Source organism: Streptomyces sp. AM25, assembly GCF_058146165.1.
The window spans coordinates 249,355-264,050 of record NZ_JBKIWN010000015.1 but is presented as its reverse complement, the minus strand read 5'-3'; the positions used below and the strand labels follow the sequence as shown (position 1 = coordinate 264,050).

16 protein-coding genes and 2 tRNA genes are annotated in these 14,696 nt (G+C 72.3%); 11 read left to right on the top strand and 7 right to left on the bottom strand.

Features of this window, described 5'->3' with window-relative positions:
• Position 1 precedes the first annotated feature (1 nt).
• Genes ACLHRZ_RS21810 through ACLHRZ_RS21795 form a run of 4 tightly spaced genes read left to right on the top strand, consistent with a single transcriptional unit; the run spans position 2 to position 2,810 of the window.
• Positions 2 to 484 (top strand): roadblock/LC7 domain-containing protein, encoded by a 483-nt coding sequence (locus ACLHRZ_RS21810; RefSeq protein WP_490420223.1) that lies wholly within the window; start codon positions 2 to 4, stop codon positions 482 to 484.
• Entirely contained in the window at positions 481 to 912 is a 432-nt protein-coding gene (locus ACLHRZ_RS21805) for a DUF742 domain-containing protein (protein WP_490420168.1), read from the top strand. The genes ACLHRZ_RS21810 and ACLHRZ_RS21805 overlap by 4 nt, the downstream gene beginning before the upstream one ends.
• Complete coding sequence (locus ACLHRZ_RS21800) at positions 893 to 1,528, top strand: GTP-binding protein (RefSeq protein WP_490420167.1); 636 nt, start codon at positions 893 to 895, stop codon at positions 1,526 to 1,528. Before ACLHRZ_RS21805 ends, ACLHRZ_RS21800 begins: the two co-directional genes overlap by 20 nt.
• A 1-nt stretch (position 1,529) precedes the next feature.
• Positions 1,530 to 2,810 carry a styrene monooxygenase/indole monooxygenase family protein gene (locus tag ACLHRZ_RS21795; RefSeq protein ID WP_490420166.1) on the top strand — a complete coding sequence of 427 codons (1,281 nt, stop codon included), beginning with the start codon at positions 1,530 to 1,532 and terminating at the stop codon, positions 2,808 to 2,810.
• Between the two features lie 6 nt (positions 2,811 to 2,816).
• Here ACLHRZ_RS21795 and ACLHRZ_RS21790 read toward each other — a convergent pair whose 3' ends face one another.
• From ACLHRZ_RS21790 to ACLHRZ_RS21770, 5 genes are all read right to left on the bottom strand, one after another.
• On the bottom strand, positions 2,817 to 3,893 hold the full coding sequence (locus ACLHRZ_RS21790; protein ID WP_490420165.1) for a C40 family peptidase: 1,077 nt from the start codon (positions 3,891 to 3,893) through the stop codon (positions 2,817 to 2,819).
• 116 nt (positions 3,894 to 4,009) lie between these two features.
• Entirely contained in the window at positions 4,010 to 4,231 is a 222-nt protein-coding gene (locus ACLHRZ_RS21785) for a DUF8847 domain-containing protein (protein WP_490420164.1), read from the bottom strand.
• Positions 4,228 to 4,989: an AAA family ATPase gene (locus tag ACLHRZ_RS21780; protein ID WP_490420163.1), complete on the bottom strand. Its 762-nt coding sequence runs from the start codon at positions 4,987 to 4,989 to the stop codon at positions 4,228 to 4,230. Before ACLHRZ_RS21780 ends, ACLHRZ_RS21785 begins: the two co-directional genes overlap by 4 nt.
• A gap of 36 nt (positions 4,990 to 5,025) precedes the next feature.
• Positions 5,026 to 5,751: a TetR/AcrR family transcriptional regulator gene (locus tag ACLHRZ_RS21775; RefSeq protein ID WP_490420162.1), complete on the bottom strand. Its 726-nt coding sequence runs from the start codon at positions 5,749 to 5,751 to the stop codon at positions 5,026 to 5,028.
• Positions 5,752 to 5,766: 15 nt separating this feature from the next.
• Positions 5,767 to 6,708, bottom strand: coding sequence for an AurF N-oxygenase family protein (locus ACLHRZ_RS21770; protein ID WP_490420161.1), 942 nt, complete (start codon positions 6,706 to 6,708; stop codon positions 5,767 to 5,769).
• A 124-nt stretch (positions 6,709 to 6,832) separates the two neighbouring features.
• Here ACLHRZ_RS21770 and ACLHRZ_RS21765 point away from each other — a divergent pair, with 124 nt between their 5' ends.
• Together ACLHRZ_RS21765 and ACLHRZ_RS21760 are read left to right on the top strand one after the other, a co-directional pair.
• On the top strand, positions 6,833 to 7,930 hold the full coding sequence (locus ACLHRZ_RS21765) for a ferritin-like domain-containing protein (RefSeq protein WP_490420160.1): 1,098 nt from the start codon (positions 6,833 to 6,835) through the stop codon (positions 7,928 to 7,930).
• 160 nt (positions 7,931 to 8,090) lie between these two features.
• Positions 8,091 to 8,930 carry a polysaccharide deacetylase family protein gene (locus ACLHRZ_RS21760; protein WP_490420159.1) on the top strand — a complete coding sequence of 280 codons (840 nt, stop codon included), beginning with the start codon at positions 8,091 to 8,093 and terminating at the stop codon, positions 8,928 to 8,930.
• Between the two features lie 92 nt (positions 8,931 to 9,022).
• Here ACLHRZ_RS21760 and ACLHRZ_RS21755 read toward each other — a convergent pair.
• Positions 9,023 to 9,095 (bottom strand) — tRNA-Arg (locus tag ACLHRZ_RS21755).
• A gap of 58 nt (positions 9,096 to 9,153) precedes the next feature.
• Positions 9,154 to 9,225: transfer RNA gene (locus tag ACLHRZ_RS21750), tRNA-Arg, on the bottom strand.
• 111 nt (positions 9,226 to 9,336) lie between these two features.
• Here ACLHRZ_RS21750 and ACLHRZ_RS21745 point away from each other — a divergent pair.
• The 5 genes from ACLHRZ_RS21745 (at position 9,337) to thrC (ending at position 14,624) form a co-directional block, all read left to right on the top strand.
• Positions 9,337 to 9,873: a response regulator transcription factor gene (locus tag ACLHRZ_RS21745; protein ID WP_490420158.1), complete on the top strand. Its 537-nt coding sequence runs from the start codon at positions 9,337 to 9,339 to the stop codon at positions 9,871 to 9,873.
• 9 nt (positions 9,874 to 9,882) lie between these two features.
• The gene (gene nrtL / locus ACLHRZ_RS21740; protein ID WP_490420157.1) at positions 9,883 to 10,707 is read left to right on the top strand and encodes an ArgS-related anticodon-binding protein NrtL; all 825 of its coding nucleotides are present in this window, start codon (positions 9,883 to 9,885) and stop codon (positions 10,705 to 10,707) included.
• 13 nt (positions 10,708 to 10,720) lie between these two features.
• A complete protein-coding gene (lysA, locus tag ACLHRZ_RS21735) occupies positions 10,721 to 12,112 on the top strand; it encodes a diaminopimelate decarboxylase (RefSeq protein ID WP_490420156.1) in 1,392 nt (463 codons plus the stop codon).
• Positions 12,113 to 12,231: 119 nt separating this feature from the next.
• Positions 12,232 to 13,524 carry a homoserine dehydrogenase gene (locus ACLHRZ_RS21730; protein ID WP_490420155.1) on the top strand — a complete coding sequence of 431 codons (1,293 nt, stop codon included), beginning with the start codon at positions 12,232 to 12,234 and terminating at the stop codon, positions 13,522 to 13,524.
• An 8-nt stretch (positions 13,525 to 13,532) separates the two neighbouring features.
• A complete protein-coding gene (gene thrC / locus ACLHRZ_RS21725) occupies positions 13,533 to 14,624 on the top strand; it encodes a threonine synthase (RefSeq protein WP_490420154.1) in 1,092 nt (363 codons plus the stop codon).
• The last annotated feature ends 72 nt before the right edge of the window (positions 14,625 to 14,696 follow it).

The following is a 14,696-nucleotide window of genomic DNA, read 5'->3' as shown; positions in this document are numbered from 1 at the left end:
CATGGACACCACGCTCGGGGGACTGAGCAGCGAAGCCCGCAACCTGCACTGGCTGCTGACCGATCTGGTCGAGGAGGTCGCGGGCGTGCTGTCCGTCGCCGTCGTCTCCTCGGACGGGCTGCTGCTGCTCTCCTCCGAACCGGACGGACAATCGGTCGCCGCGGGAGCGGCGGGCCGCGAGGAGGGCCCGCGCGGCTCCTCCGCCGACCTGGCCACCATCGTCGCCGGGCTGGGCAGCCTGACCACGGGGGCGGCGACGCTGATGGACGGCGGCCCGGTCAAACAGACCATGGTCGCCATGGACCACGGCAGCCTGTTCGTCATGACCATCAGCGACGGCTCGCTGCTGGGCGTCCACACCGCCCCCGACTGCGACATGAGCGTCGTCGCCTACCACATGGCGCTCTTCGTGGGCCGGGCCGGACACGTGCTCACGCCCGAACTCCGGCGCGAGCTGCGGCGGTCGGTGGAGGCGGTCCGGTGACCACCGCGACCGCCCCACCGGTCATCTCCGCCGTCGGCCCGGTCACCCGCGCGGCCGCGCAGAGCCGGAGAACGGCGCGCGTCCGCCCGTACTCGCTCACCGGCGGACGCACCCGCTTCGGCCACGTGCTGCTCGTGGAGACCTTCGTGGCCGCCTCGGCCGACCCCGACGAGGAGCCCGCGCCGGCCCCCGGCGGACTGGCCGCCCGGGTGATGCCCGAGATCCGCGCCATCGTCGGGCTGTGCAGGAGGCTGCGCTCGGTCGCCGAGGTCTCCGCACTGCTGAAGATGCCGCTGGGCGTGGTGCGGGTGCTCCTCGGCGACCTCGCAGACCAGGGAAGGATCCGCGTCTACGGCACCGGTGACGCCACCGGACGGCCCGATCGCGCGTTGCTGGAAAGGGTGCAGAGTGGACTACGCAGGCTCTGACACGACAAGCGGCCCCGAAGTGGACCATCAGGGCCCGCGGAGCTGGCAGACCGACCGCTCCCGGGCCCCTGCCGTCACCAAGATCGTCATCGCGGGCGGCTTCGGCGTCGGCAAGACCACCTTCGTCGGCTCCGTCTCGGAGATCACCCCGCTGCGCACCGAGGCCGTCATGACGGAGGCGGGCGAGGCCGTGGACGACTTCGAGGCGGTCCCCGGCAAGGACACCACCACCGTCGCCATGGACTTCGGGCGCATCACGCTCGAATCCGACCTGGTGCTCTACCTGTTCGGCACCCCCGGCCAGAAACGGTTCTGGTTCATGTGGGACGACCTGGTGCGCGGGGCCATCGGGGCGGTGGTGATGGTCGACACCCGGCGCCTGGAGGACTGCTTCCCCGCCCTCGACTACTTCGAGAGCGGCGGGCTGCCCTACATCGTCGCCGTCAACCACTTCGAGGGCACGGCCCGTTACGAGCCCGAGGTGGTGCGCGAGGCGCTGTCCCTGCCCGCACAGGTGCCGGTGCTGGTGATGGACGCCCGCAAACGGATCACCGTCGTCGACACCCTGCTCACCCTCGTCGGCAGGGCCCTGGAAATCACCCCCGGACGCCCCTGAGATGCGCCGGATCCTCATAGTCGGAGCCGGCCAGGCCGGCCTCCAGCTGGCCCTGGGACTCCAGGGGCGGGGCTACGACGTGACGCTGATGTCGCACCGCTCGCCCGACGAGATCCGCTCCGGCCGCGTCATGTCCACCCAGGTGATGTTCCACCGGGCCCTGCAGCACGAGCGCGGACTCGGCCTCCACTTCTGGGAGGACCGGGCTCCGCGCATCGAGGGCCTCGGCGTGTCCATGGCCGGCACGGTGGCCGGCCGCCCCGGGGTCCGGCGCGTGGTCGACTGGACCGGCCGGCTGGACCGCTGCGCCCGGTCCGTCGACCAGCGGCTGAAGATGGCGGGCTGGCTGGAGACCTTCGCCGAGCGCGGCGGCCGCGTCGTCGTGCACGGCGTCGCCGTCTCCGACCTGGACTTCCTGGCCCACCGCTACGACCTCGTGCTGATCGCGGCCGGCAAGGGCGAGCTCGGCTCGCTCTTCGCCCGCGACCCCGCCCGCTCCCCGTACACCGCACCGCAGCGCTGCCTCGCGCTCGCCTACGTCCACGGCCTGGGCCCGCGCCCGGAACACCCCGAGTACGACGCCGTCCGCTGCAACCTCGTGCCCGGCGTCGGCGAACTGTGGGTGATCCCCGCGCTCACCGCCTCCGGCCGCGCCGACATCCTCTTCTGGGAGGGCGCCCCCGGCGGCCCGCTGGACGTCTTCCGCCGGGCCGAGGGCCCGGGCGAACACCTGGCCCGGACGCTGGAGCTGATGGAGCGGTTCACGCCGTGGGAGTACGGGCGCGCCACTGCCGTCGAACTCACCGACGCCCAGGCCACGTTGACCGGCCGCTACACCCCCGCCGTACGCGAGCCGGTGGGCCTGCTGCCCTCGGGGGTGCCGGTGCTCGGCGCCGGGGACGCCGTCGTGCTCAACGACCCGGTCGCCGCGCAGGGCGCCAACTCGGCGGCCAAGTGCGCCGCCGTCTACCTCGCCGCGATCACCGAGCGCGGCGACGCACCGTTCGACGCGGCCTGGATGCGGGCGACGTTCGCCCGCTGGTGGGCGGGGGCGCGGCATGCGACCAGGTGGACGAACGCGATGCTGGGGCCGTTGCCGGTGCACGTACGCATCCTGCTGGGTGCGGCGGTCGGCCTGCAGCCGATTGCCGATCGCTTCGCGAACGGGTTCGACGATCCGGCGGACTTCGACGAGTGGTTCTACGACGCCGCCAAAGCCGGGGAGTATGTGGCCCGGGTGCGGGTCGGTTGTGGCTTGTCGCGCAGTTCCCCGCGCCCCTGACGGGGCTCAGCTGCCGGTCGGCGGTTCGTACGACGCCAGCGGAGCCTGCCCCGAATCCGGGCGTACCGCACCCAGCAACGGATTGCCCGCCACCGGCGAGATCTTCACCTGGTCGCCCGTCCGGGGCGCCTGTATCACCAGGCCGTTGCCGATGTAGAGCGCGACGTGCGTGGCGCCCTCGAAGTACAGCACCAGGTCGCCCGGCCGGAGATCGCTGAGCGGCACCCGGGGGAGGGACGCCCACTGCTCCTGGCTGGTGCGCGGTATCGCATCGCCCGCGTGGGCCCAGGCCTGGGAGGTGAGACCGGAGCAGTCGAAGGACCCGGGGCCCTCGGCGCCCCACACGTACGGCTTGCCCAGCTGCCGGTACGCGAAGTCGATCGCCTTGGCGCCGGCCGCGGACGGGGTCCGGGAGCCGGTCGGGCGGGCGGCGGCGAGGAACCGGCGCTGGGCGTCGTCCGCCTGGCCGGCCTCCAGGCGCCGGAGCTCGGCGAGCTGCGCGCCGTTGAGGGAGGAGAGCAGCCGCTCGACCTCGGAGAGGCGCTTCTGCACCGTGTCGCGCTGCTGCTTCTGCGTGGCGGCCAGGGTCTGCTGCACGTTGAGGGCGTCGCGGGCTTCCGAGGCGAGCGTTGCGGAGCGCTTCTCGCCGGCGGTCAGCCGGTCGACGGTGACGGCCCGGCGGCCCGCGGCCCTGCGCCACTCGTGGCTCTGGTCGAGGGCCTGCTGCGGGTCGCCGCTGAGGAGGAACGTCACGTACGGGGAGAGCGGGCTCGTGGTGCCGCGGTACTGCTCGCGGGCGAGCCGGCCCGCGGCGTCCCGGCTCGCGGTGAGCGCGATCCGGGTCTCGGCGAGGTCCTCGTTGAGCTTGTCGACCTTGGCTCTCTGCTTCTTCAGCTTCTCCTCGGTGGCGTTGTAGGCCTCCGAGGCCTCCTCGGTCTTCTGGTACAGCGACCGGAGCTGGGCGAGGAGAGCGCTGACCGGTTGCGCGGGCGGCGGAGCCGCGGCGGCGGGCGGTGCGAGGACGCCGGCGCCGGCCAGCAGAGCGACGACGGCGCAGGCCGAACGCACGAACCGTCCTGACACGGACTCACCTCCGGTATCGGGCAGCGTGATCGTGCCCCCGGGAGGATCGTGCCATGCGCAGTGCGATTAATCGCAATCTTGTGGGTGAGCGTGCGGGGGCCTCGCGGGGCGCCCCGCTACGCCTCGTACACGTACTTCCACCCCTTCGGCAGCCCCAGCCGTCGCGTCGTCGCGGCCGGCACCCGCCGGTACCGGAGTACGGTCGGCGCCCCGCCGTCCTCCGCGGCCGGCACCGGGATCCGGTACACCTTGGGCGGCAACCCATTGAGCCCCACCAGCACCGGCAGCACCCGCCCGTCCATGGGCCCGCCCTCGAAGGGCGTCTTCTCGCTTCTCACGGACCCAGTCTCTCCCCCCGCGGCACCAAGTGCCGCAAATACGCCTCCGGCTCCGCCAGATACCGCCGCCAGTGGTCGACCAGCAGCAGGTCCTTCCACTCGACCGGCTGGACGCCGTGCTCCCCGACCTCCAGGATCCGTGCGCCGGGGGTCGCCGCCAGCACGGGGGAGTGCGTCGCGCAGATCACCTGGGCGCCCGTCCGGCCCAGCCGGTGCATGAGCGCGACCAGCTGCATGCACGACGAGAAGGACAGCGCCGCCTCCGGCTCGTCCATCACGTACAGGCCCGGTTCCTTGAACATGGCTTCGAAGACCGTGAGGAAGCCCTCCCCATGGCTCATCTCGGAGGTGTTCTCCTCCCAGTACCCCGGCAGGCCCCAGACCGTCTCCATCAGGCCGAAGGCGGTCTCGGCGCGCAGGAAGTAGCCCTTCTTGCGCCTGCGCGGGCCCGTCGCCATGCGGCTGCCCGTCCGGGTGAGGTCCAGCTGCAGGACCGATCCCAGCGCCGACGCCGGGCGGTCGTTGGCGTACTTGCGGCCCGCCCGGCCGCCGCGGCCGTCCAGCCCGTACGCCTCCGCCACCGCCTCGACCAGGGTCGACTTGCCCGAGCCGTTCTCGCCCACCAGGAACGTGACGGGAGCCTCGAAGGAGATGCCCCCGCCCAGCAGCTCCCGCACGCAGGGCACGGTCCAGGGCCAGCCGTCGCGCTCGCCGTCCTCGACGAGCTCCGGGGATACGTAAGCGCGGTTCACGAGCATGCGTACGAGCGTAGGGGCCGGGTCTGACAACCCGGCTCAGGGCAGCAGGTGCCCCGCCTCCTCGAACAGCGGCACCGCGCTCCGGGCCAGCCGCCCGGCCGCGCCCTCGGCCGGTTCCCGGGCGAAGGCGGCTCGGGCCACCTCCGCGGCCTGGGCGTCGCTCGCCGCGGTCGCGGTCAGCAGGGCCACGAAGTGGTCCACGAGCCAGTCGCGGAGCTCGTCCCGCGGCGGCTGCTTCCCCTCGTCCAGCCAGATCAGTGACGCCGCCTCGACGGCCGCGAGCCAGGTCCGCACCATCATGCGCAGCCGCGGCCCGGGCTCGGGCACGGACAGGTGCTTGAGGATCTGGGCGGCGGCCGCCCCGCGGACCTCGTCCACGATGGCGCCGGTGCGGGAGGTCCCGACGACGCTGCCGCCCTGCAGCAGGGCGCTGAAACCCGCGTCGTGCTCGTCGACGAACCCGAGGTAGCGGTCGAGTGCGGCCCCGAGGCGGCGCGTGAGCGGGCCCGACTGGGGCTCGGCGAAGCACAGTTCGAGGTCGTCGGCTGCGCTGCGCAGGGCGGCCTCGTACAACTGCTGCTTACCGCCCGGGAAGTAGCGGTACACCAGCGGCCGGGAGACCTCGGCGGCCGCCGCGACGTCGTCCAGCGAGACCTCCTCCGGCGCGCGGTGCGCGAAGAGCCCGAGCGCGGCGGCGATCAGCTGTGCCCGGCGCTCGGCGACGCCCAGCCTGCGGTAGGTGGTGCGGACGGCCCCGGTCATCCCCGCAGGGTACCGTCAGGCCAGCAGGCCCGAGCTTCTCCACAGCCTGCGGCCGGCGCCGCGCAGTACACCGATCTCGTCGAGGAAGTCGGTCAGCCGTTGCGCGCCCGCCTGCATCACCGCGCGCCGGTGGGCGCTGGCCCGTACCTGGGCGACGGCCTCGCGGCGGTCGAGGCCCACGTTGGTGTAGACGGCGGGGTTGACGAAGGCGAACGCGAAGATGCGCGCGGCCTCGCCCGAGCTGACGCGGGTCAACGCGGCCTCCCAGCGCGGCGCGGTGACCATCTGGCGCCGCAACTCCTCGCGGGCGTACCGCACATGGCGCGCCTCCTCGATGACGTGGATGCGGGTGACGCCGCGCACCAGGGTCTGCACCCGCTCGTCGGGGAAGGTGAGCCGCTGCATGTAGTCGAGGATCTCCTCGCCCAGCAGGGTCATCGCGAAGCTGCCCGGTGTGGTGGTGATCGTCTTGGCCACCCGGCCGAGTGCGTGGTGCAGCCCGGAGACGGGGTAGGCGGGGGCGCCACCCTTCTGGATCATGCGGGCGAACATCTTGGAGTGCCGGCACTCGTCGGCGATCTCGGTGAGTGCGTAGCGCACGTGGGCGCTGGTGAGCGGCTTGTCGTAGATGTGCCGGACCAGCAGCTGCATCAGGATGATCTCGAACCAGATGCCCAGCGAGGCCAGCGCCGCGGCCTCGTGCCGGGCGAGGTCCCTGCGCTGCTCCTCCGGCATCCGCCGCCACAGCGGGGTGTCGTAGAGCGAGACCAGCTCCGGGGGCCAGAACCACTTGCCGTCCTCGGGCGGTGCGTCCCAGTCGAGTTCGGCGTCCGGGTCGAAGGAGTGCCGTGCGGAGGACTCCAGCAGCCGCTCGGCGACCCGTTCGCGGTCCCTGAGCGGGCCGAGGGCGTCGTGGGGGAGCCGGGCGGGCCTGGGGCGGCCGGGTGCGGTGGTCATGACCGATGCCTCCTCACCTTCGGGGCGTCCGGGGTACGTTGGGGGTTACCGACGGTCACAGGCTTATGAGACTGCTTGTCAGCAAGGGAAGTCAATCCCCGCGACGGCACAGGAGGCCGCGACGATGACGACACCCGCCCGCCCCGACCCGGCTCCCGACGGCACCGTCTGGGCGGTCCCGGCCGCCGGGGCCGCCCGCTTCCGCTGGGACTACGACGACGGACGCGAACGCCTGCTGGCCCTCTACCGGAAGGGCAAGGACAAGCAGTGGGACGCGGCGAAGCGCATCGACTGGGAGCTGGAGGTCGACCCGGACGACCCGCTGGGCGTCCCCGACGCGAACCTCCCGATCCACGGCAGCCGGTACTGGGACCGGATGAGCGCGGCCGACCGCCGCAGCCTCCACCACCACTACGCGGCCTGGCAGTTCAGCCAGTTCCTGCACGGCGAGCAGGGGGCGCTGGTGTGCGCCGCCCGCATCGTGGAGGCGGTGCCCGACCTGGACGCGAAGTTCTACTCCGCGACCCAGGCCATGGACGAGGCCCGGCACGTGGAGATCTACAGCCGGTTCCTGCGCGAGAAGATCGGGACGACGTACCCCGTCAACCCCAGCCTGCGGGCCCTGCTGGACGACACCCTGCGCGACTCCCGCTGGGACATGCCCTGTCTGGGCATGCAGGTCCTCATCGAGGGCCTGGCCCTCGCCGCCTTCGGCCTGCTGCGGGACGTCACGGACAAGCCGCTGCCCAAGCAGATCCTCGCCTACGTGATGCAGGACGAGGCCCGGCACGTCGCCTTCGGCCGGATGGCGCTGCGCGACCACTACCGGCAGCTGACGGACGCGGAGCGCCGCGAGCGCGAGGAGTTCGTGATCGAGGGCTGCCTGCTGATGCGCGACCGGCTGCGCGGCGAGGAGGTGCTGGCGGACTTCGGGGTGCCCGCGGCCGACGCGGTGGAGCTGAGCGAACGGTCGGCGTACCTGCAGGTGTTCCGCAGGCTGCTGTTCAGCCGCATCGTGCCCTGTGTGAAGGACATCGGCCTGTGGGGCGAGAGACTGCAACAGGCCTACCTCGACATGGGCGTCTTCGAGATGGGCGACGCGAACCTCGACCTCCTCATGGCCCAGGACGAGGAGATCGCCGAACAGCTCGACGCACAGAGGTTCGCCCGCGAGGAGGCCGCCCGCACGGCGGAGGTCGCCGAGACGATCGCGAACGGATAACGAAGACGGGGTAATTGAGGGTATTCCATGGGCCGGGTGCCGGTTCTGCCGTCATCCTGTGAGCAGGGGCGTGCGGGGGAACGTCCTGCGGTAAGCCGCCGTCTATGAGCAGGAGAAAGCAGGCGGGCGCTCCAGGGGGAGGCTGCTCATGGCCCGAATCATGGCTCGAACGACCGGCAGGAACCGGCACATCGCCATAGTGGCGGTGTCCGTCGTGGCGCTCAGCGGAGTGATAACGGGATCCTTGGCCAAGGCCACGGAGTACGCACGAGCCGCTCCGGCCTCCGGCACGGAGGAGGCGGGAGCGGTTCCGCGGGACCCCGCGGCCCCGCAGGACCTGACACCCGAGCCTGCCGCGACGCCCACCGCCTCCGCCGCGCCCGGCGACGGCCGGGTGGCCGCGTCGATCACGCACGACACCGAGGCCGGCGGCAAGTCCGTCAGCATCACGGTCGACGACGGCCCCGACCCCGTCTGGACCCCCAAGGTGCTGGCCCTGCTGAAGAAGTACGACGTCAAGGCCGTCTTCTGCATGATCGGCCCGGAGGCGCGGGCCCGCCCGGACCTGGTCCGCAAGGTCCTCGCCGACGGCCACCGCCTCTGCGACCACTCCGTCGACCACAACACGGCCATGGACCAGCGGTCGGAGTCCTACCAGTCGCAACAGGTCCTCGACGCCCGGCAGATGATCGAAAAGGCGGCGGGCGGCGGCGTGCCGATCCGCTACTACCGGGCCCCCGGCGGCGCCTTCACCCCCTACAGCCGCGAACTCGCGGCCCGGCACGGCATGCGCCCGCTCGGCTGGAGCGTCGACACCCGCGACTGGGAACGCCCCGGCGTCGACCACATCGTCAAGGCGATCGAACAGGGCCTGACCGACGGCCCGATCGTCCTCGTCCACGACGGCGGCGGCAACCGCGGGCAGACGGTCGCCGCACTGGAGCAGGCGATTCCGTGGCTGAAGGAGCACGGGTACGTGTTCAGCTTCCCGAAGGTCTGAACGGTCCGAACGGTCTGGACCGTCCGAACCGTCTGGACCGGAGAACGCCGAAGGCCCGTTCCGAGTGATCGGAACGGGCCTTCGGCCTCATGTGCGCTCGGCAGGATTCGAACCTGCAACCTCTTGATCCGTAGTCAAGTGCTCTATCCGTTAAGCTACGAGCGCTTATTTTCCGCAGCAGGCCGCGAGGACTGATGCGGATTTTTTCGCACCTCATGCGAGGTGCCCCCGGCAGGATTCGAACCTGCGCACACGGCTCCGGAGGCCGTTGCTCTATCCCCTGAGCTACGGGGGCTTTCGTCGTCCGCTCGCTCGCGGCGACAGGTAGAACATTAGCAGCTCCGGAGAGGTGCCCCGCAACGAGTGATCGTTTGTGGCCGGCGGGCTCGCTCGCAGGGGGGTGGAAGTGGGGAAAACCCGGACGCAGCGCGGGGGGCGCGCCTACTCTCGGGGTGTGCCTGGCTTGTCCGGCCGGGTCCTTGTTGTGGACGACAACAGGGTCATCCGGCAGTTGATCAGGGTCAACCTGGAGCTGGAGGGCTTCGAGGTGGTGACCGCGGCCGATGGTGCCGAGTGCCTGGAGATCGTGCACCGGGTGCGGCCCGACGTGGTGACCCTGGACGTCGTGATGCCCCGGCTCGACGGGCTGCTCACCGCCGCCCGGCTGCGGGCCGACCCGCGCACCCGGGACATACCCGTGGCCATCATCAGCGCCTGCACCCAGTGGGAGCTGGAGGGCGGGCGCTCGGCCGGGGTGGATGCGTTTCTGGCCAAACCCTTCGAGCCCGCGGAGATGGTCCGCCTCGTCCGCGGCCTGATGCGGCACCGCGCAGCACTGGCGGAGAGTGCGGTGCATGACCGCGCCCCGAGGGGCGCGGGGAACTGCGCGACCAGCCACGACGAACCCGCAGTTGCCGAACCGCACCCCCAGCGGAGCGCATAGGCTTGCCCTGTGACCCCCGCCGATGTCTCCCGCACCGTGCTGCACACCGTGCGCTGCGCCGTCGAGGCCGACGAGCTGCGCGCCGCCGTGCCGTCGCGGGTCACCGTGCGCGTTCCGCCCCGTCCGGGCTGCGGCGACTACGCCACCAACATCGCGCTGCGGCTCGCCGGGGACAGCGGCCGCCCCGCCCGCGAAGTGGCCGAAATCCTGCGCCGCCGGCTCGCCGCGGAGCCCGGCATCGCCCGGGTGGACATCGCCGGGCCCGGCTTCCTCAACATCACGCTGGCGAGCGCCCCCCAGGCACGGATCGTGCGGAGCCTGCTGCAGGCGGACAGCCGCGGCGAGCCGCTCGACCTCCCGCCGCCCCCGCCGGAACTCCTCGCCCGCCTCGGCTCCGACGCCGCCCGCTGGAGCCTGCTCTGCCCGCCCGGCCTCGACCGTGACCTGCTCCTCGTCCAGCACGAGAGCAACCCCCTCTTCCGGATCCGGTACGCCCACGCCCGTACCGCCGCCCTGCTGCGCAACGCCCGCGACCTCGGCTTCGGGCCGGAGCTCGCGGAGGAGGACGCGGATCCGGGGGACGGGCCGCTGTTCGCCGCCCTCGCCGATCACCCCCGCATCGCCGCCGCCCGCGACGCCGGCCGGCTCGCCCGGCATCTCGAGCGGCTCGCCGACGCCTTCCTGCGCTGGCAGGCCGACCACCCGGTGCTGCCGCAAGGGGAGGAGAAACCCTCGGCCGTCCACCGAGCCCGCCTGGCCGTCGCCGAGGCCACGGGCAAGGTGCTGGCCGACGGCCTCCACCAGCTCGGCGTCACCGCACCCGCACACCTCTGAGGGGATCAGAGTCATGAGCCGTTCCGCCCACCCCGCCGGCCCCCGCTACGCCGACGTCCTTCCGGAGGGCCACTACACGGCACCCCCGGCCGACCTCAACGTGCTCGACGCGCACGTGTGGTCCCGCACGGTCACCCGCGACGCGGACGGCGTCATCACCGTCGGCGGCCTCAAGGCCACTGCCCTCGCCGAGGAGTTCGGCACCCCGGCCTACTTCCTCGACGAGGAGGACTTCCGCGCCCGCTGCCGCGCCTGGCGCGACGCCTTCGGCACGGAGGCCGACGTCTTCTATGCCGGCAAGGCCTTCCTCTCCCGCGCGATCGTGCGCTGGATCCACGAGGAGGGCCTCAACCTCGACGTCTGCTCCAGCGGCGAGCTGCTCACCGCCCTCGACGCCGGAATGCCCGCCGAGCGCATCGCCCTGCACGGCAACAACAAGTCCACCGAGGAGATCACCCGCGCCGTCGAGGCCGGCGTCGGGCGGATCGTGCTCGACTCCTTCCAGGAGATCGCGCGCGTCGCGCACATCGCCGAGCGGCTCGGCAAGCGCCAGCGCGTGCTGATCCGGGTGACGGTCGGCGTCGAGGCCCACACGCACGAGTTCATCGCCACCGCCCACGAGGACCAGAAGTTCGGACTCGCCCTGGGCGGCGGTCAGGCCGCCGAGGCCGTGCGCCGGGCGCTCAAGCTCGACGGGCTGGAACTGCTCGGCATCCACTCGCACATCGGCTCGCAGATCTTCGACACCTCCGGCTTCGAGGTCGCCGCCCACCGCGTCGTCGGCCTGCTGCGGGAGATCCGCGACGAGCACGGCGTCGAGCTGCCCGAGATCGACCTCGGCGGCGGCCTCGGCATCGCCTACACCTCCGAGGACGACCCGCGCGAGCCGCGCGAGATCGCCGGCGCGCTGCGCGAGATCGTCACCCGCGAGTGCCGGGCCGCCGGGCTCACCGTGCCGCGGCTCTCCGTCGAGCCGGGCCGCGCGATCGTCGGCCCGACGGCCTTCACGCTGTACGAGGTGGGTACGGTCAAGGAGCTGCCGGGCCTGCGCACCTACGTCAGCGTGGACGGCGGCATGTCCGACAACATCCGCACCGCGCTCTACGACGCCGAGTACAGCGTGGCGCTGGCGTCCCGCGCCTCCACCGCCGAGCCGATGCTCGCGCGCGTGGTCGGCAAGCACTGCGAGTCCGGTGACATCGTCGTGCGCGACGCCTTCCTGCCCGCCGACACCGCCCCCGGCGACCTGCTCGCCGTCCCGGCCACCGGCGCGTACTGCCGCTCGATGGCGAGCAACTACAACCACGCGCTGCGCCCGCCGGTCGTCGCGGTCGAGGACGGCGCGGCGCGGGTGATCGTCCGGCGCGAGACGGAGGAGGACCTCCTCCGTCTCGACGTCGGCTGAGGTCGAGGCTGCGGCCGGGGCTGCGGCCGAAAGAGATCTCGAATAGTGGACGGGGCCCGAAAAGCCCCGTCCAGTGAGTGAGACTGGTGCTACCGATGATGAGCGAGAAACGAGGTCGGATGATGCGTACGCGTCCGCTGAAAGTGGCGCTGCTGGGCTGTGGAGTGGTCGGCTCCGAGGTGACGCGCATCATGACGACGCACGCGGACGACCTCGCCGCCCGTATCGGTGCACCGGTCGAGCTGGCCGGCATCGCCGTGCGCCGCCCGGACCGGGTCCGGGAGGGGGTCCCCGCGGAGCTCGTCACCACCGACGCCACGGCGCTCGTCAAACGCGGCGACATCGACGTGGTCGTCGAGGTCATCGGCGGCATCGAGCCCGCCCGCACGCTGATCACCACGGCCTTCGAACACGGCGCGAGCGTCGTCTCCGCCAACAAGGCGCTGCTCGCCCAGGGCGGCGCCGAACTGCACGCGGCCGCCGAGACGCACGGCACCGACCTCTACTACGAGGCCGCCGTGGCCGGCGCCATCCCGCTGATCCGCCCGCTGCGCGAGTCCCTCGCGGGCGACAAGGTCAACCGGGTGCTGGGCATCGTGAACGGCACGACCAACTTCATCCTCGACAAGATGGACACGAGCGGCGCCGGTTATTCCGAGGCGCTCGACGAGGCCACCGCCCTCGGTTACGCCGAGGCGGACCCGACCGCCGACGTCGAGGGCTTCGACGCGGCCGCCAAGGCCGCGATCCTGGCCGGCATCGCCTTCCACACCCGCGTCCGTCTCGACGACGTGCACCGCGAGGGCATGACGGAGGTCACGGCCGCGGACTTCGCGTCCGCGAAGCAGATGGGCTGCACCATCAAGCTGCTGGCCATCTGCGAGCGCGCCGAGGACGGGAGGTCGGTCACCGCCCGCGTGCACCCGGCCATGATCCCGCTCAGCCACCCGCTCGCCTCCGTCCGCGAGGCGTACAACGCGGTGTTCGTCGAGGCCGAGGCGGCCGGCCAGCTGATGTTCTACGGGCCCGGCGCGGGCGGCTCGCCGACCGCCTCCGCGGTCCTCGGCGACCTCGTCGCCGTCTGCCGCAACAAGGTCGCCGAGACCACCGGACCCGGCGAGTCCGCCTACACCCGGCTGCCCGTGAGCCCCATGGGCGAGGTCGTCACGCGCTACCACATCAGCCTCGACGTGGCCGACAAGCCGGGCGTCCTGGCCCAGGTCGCCACCGTCTTCGCCGAGCACGGCGTGTCCATCGACACGGTCCGCCAGCAGGGCAAGGACGGCGAGGCGTCCCTCGTCGTGGTCACCCACCGCGCCGCCGACGCCGCCCTGCAGGCGACCGTCGAGGCGCTGCGCAAGCTGGACACGGTCCGCGGTGTCGCGAGCATCATGCGGGTTGAAGGGGAGTAACGAGAGCAATGTCCGGTAACAGCAACTCCCGCGGTTCCGCGGGCACTCACCAGTGGCGCGGCATCATCGAGGAGTACCGCGACCGCCTTCCGGTCACGGACAGCACCCCGGTGGTGACGCTGCGCGAGGGCGGTACGCCGCTCGTCCCGGCGCAGGTCCTCTCCGAGCGCACCGGCTGCGAGGTCCACCTCAAGGTCGAGGGCGCCAACCCCACGGGCTCCTTCAAGGACCGCGGGATGACGATGGCCATCACGCGCGCCAAGGAGGAGGGCGCGCAGGCCGTCATCTGCGCCTCCACCGGCAACACCTCGGCCTCCGCGGCCGCTTACGCGGTGCGCGCCGGCATGGTGTGCGCCGTGCTGGTCCCGCAGGGCAAGATCGCGCTCGGCAAGATGGGCCAGGCGCTGGTGCACGGCGCCCGCATCCTCCAGGTCGACGGCAACTTCGACGACTGCCTGACGCTGGCCCGCGCGCTCTCCGACAACTACCCGGTGGCGCTGGTCAACTCGGTCAACCCGGTGCGCATCGAGGGCCAGAAGACCGCGGCCTTCGAAATCGTCGACGCCCTCGGTGACGCCCCCGACATCCACGTCCTCCCGGTGGGCAACGCGGGCAACATCACCGCCTATTGGAGGGGCTACCGCGAGTACGCCGCCGACGCGGTGTCCACGCACAACCCCCGGATGTGGGGATTCCAGGCCTCCGGTTCGGCGCCGATCGTGCGCGGCGAGCCGGTGAAGGACCCGCACACCATCGCCACGGCCATCCGCATCGGTAACCCCGCCTCCTGGCAGTTCGCCGAGCAGGCGCGCGACGAGTCCGGCGGCCTCATCGACGAGGTGACCGACCGCCAGATCCTCGCCGCCTACCGCCTGTTGGCCTCCCAGGAGGGCGTCTTCGTCGAGCCGGCCTCGGCCGCGAGCGTGGCGGGCCTCCTCAAGGCGGCCGAACAGGGCCTGGTCGACCCGGGCCAGCGCATCGTCTGCACGGTCACGGGCAACGGGCTCAAGGACCCGGACTGGGCCGTTGCGGGGGCGCCGCAGCCGGTCACCGTGCCGGTGGACGCCAACGCCGCTGCGCGGCAGCTCGGGTTGGGATAGGGGCGCGCTCCCGGGGGCTCGGCCCCCGGGGCCCCCGGTCCTTCGGCTGCGGGTCACCCGTGGTTGCTCGCG

Coding starts and splice junctions, on each gene's coding strand:
- ACLHRZ_RS21810 (WP_490420223.1), top strand. CDS start 2: ATGGACACCACGCTCGGGGGACTGAGCAGCGAAGCCCGCAACCTGCAC.
- ACLHRZ_RS21795 (WP_490420166.1), top strand. CDS start 1,530: ATGCGCCGGATCCTCATAGTCGGAGCCGGCCAGGCCGGCCTCCAGCTG.
- ACLHRZ_RS21780 (WP_490420163.1), bottom strand. CDS start 4,989: ATGCTCGTGAACCGCGCTTACGTATCCCCGGAGCTCGTCGAGGACGGC.
- ACLHRZ_RS21775 (WP_490420162.1), bottom strand. CDS start 5,751: ATGACCGGGGCCGTCCGCACCACCTACCGCAGGCTGGGCGTCGCCGAG.
- ACLHRZ_RS21770 (WP_490420161.1), bottom strand. CDS start 6,708: ATGACCACCGCACCCGGCCGCCCCAGGCCCGCCCGGCTCCCCCACGAC.
- ACLHRZ_RS21765 (WP_490420160.1), top strand. CDS start 6,833: ATGACGACACCCGCCCGCCCCGACCCGGCTCCCGACGGCACCGTCTGG.
- ACLHRZ_RS21760 (WP_490420159.1), top strand. CDS start 8,091: ATGGCTCGAACGACCGGCAGGAACCGGCACATCGCCATAGTGGCGGTG.
- lysA (WP_490420156.1), top strand. CDS start 10,721: ATGAGCCGTTCCGCCCACCCCGCCGGCCCCCGCTACGCCGACGTCCTT.
- ACLHRZ_RS21730 (WP_490420155.1), top strand. CDS start 12,232: ATGATGCGTACGCGTCCGCTGAAAGTGGCGCTGCTGGGCTGTGGAGTG.
- thrC (WP_490420154.1), top strand. CDS start 13,533: ATGTCCGGTAACAGCAACTCCCGCGGTTCCGCGGGCACTCACCAGTGG.